2 protein-coding genes are annotated in these 878 nt (G+C 76.1%); both read right to left on the minus strand.

Features of this window, described 5'->3' with window-relative positions:
* Positions 1–267, minus strand: a 267-nt coding sequence (locus ACYQBY_RS21825; RefSeq protein WP_459646008.1) for a PP2C family protein-serine/threonine phosphatase, incomplete at its 3' end; no start/stop codon positions are given.
* Complete coding sequence (locus ACYQBY_RS21830; protein WP_459646051.1) at positions 219–773, minus strand: PP2C family protein-serine/threonine phosphatase; 555 nt, start codon at positions 771–773, stop codon at positions 219–221. The genes ACYQBY_RS21830 and ACYQBY_RS21825, both read right to left, overlap by 49 nt.
* Between the last annotated feature and the right edge of the window lie 105 nt (positions 774–878).

The raw sequence follows: 878 nt of genomic DNA on the forward strand, positions 1-878 counted from the left end.
CAGGCCCTCGTCCAGGGACTGCCCGCGCCGCTCCACCAGCCCGTCGGTGTACAGCAGCACCGTCGAGCCGCGCTCCACCTCCAGCACCTCGTCGGCCCGCTCGGTGCCGGGGTCGATGCCCAGGAGCAGCGTGGGACGCCCGGTGAGGATGCGCACCTCCCCGCGGGGGGTGAGCAGCAGTGGTGGGGGGTGACCGGCGTTGGACCAGCGCAGCCGGGTCAGCCCCGCGGCCTGCTGCTGCGGGCTCTGCTCCAGGCGGGCCACCACAGCGGTGGCGGTGGTGTCGACGNCAGCTCCTCCAGGCCGCTCCCGGCCCGGGCGAGGTCGGCCACCGCCGAGCGCAGCCGCTCCAGGCCCTCGTCCAGGGACTGCCCGCGCCGCTCCACCAGCCCGTCGGTGTACAGCAGCACCGTCGAGCCGCGCTCCACCTCCAGCACCTCGTCGCTGCGGGGGAACCCCGCCCCCATCCCCAGCAGCAGGTCCGGGCCGGAGCCGGTGAGGATGCGCACCTCCCCGCGGGGGGTGAGCAGCAGTGGTGGGGGGTGCCCGGCGTTGGACCAGCGCAGCCGGGTCAGCCCCGCGGCCTGCTGCTGCGGGCTCTGCTCCAGGCGGGCCACCACAGCGGTGGCGGTGGTGTCGACGGCCAGGCCCTCCATGGTGGCGTCCAGCCCGGTCAGGACCGCTGCGGGGGCGGCTCCGGAGTAGTAGCCGATGCCGCGCAGCAGGGCGCGGATCTGGCCCATGGCGGCGGCGGCGTCCACGTCGTGGCCCATGACGTCGCCGATGACCAGGACGGTGGCCCCGTCGGGCTGGAGGAAGGCGTCGTACCAGTCCCCCCCGACCTGCGCGGCGGTGGCGGCGGGCTGGTAGCGCACGGT

The sequence above is a fragment of the Kineococcus anabasis genome, from assembly GCF_054590795.1.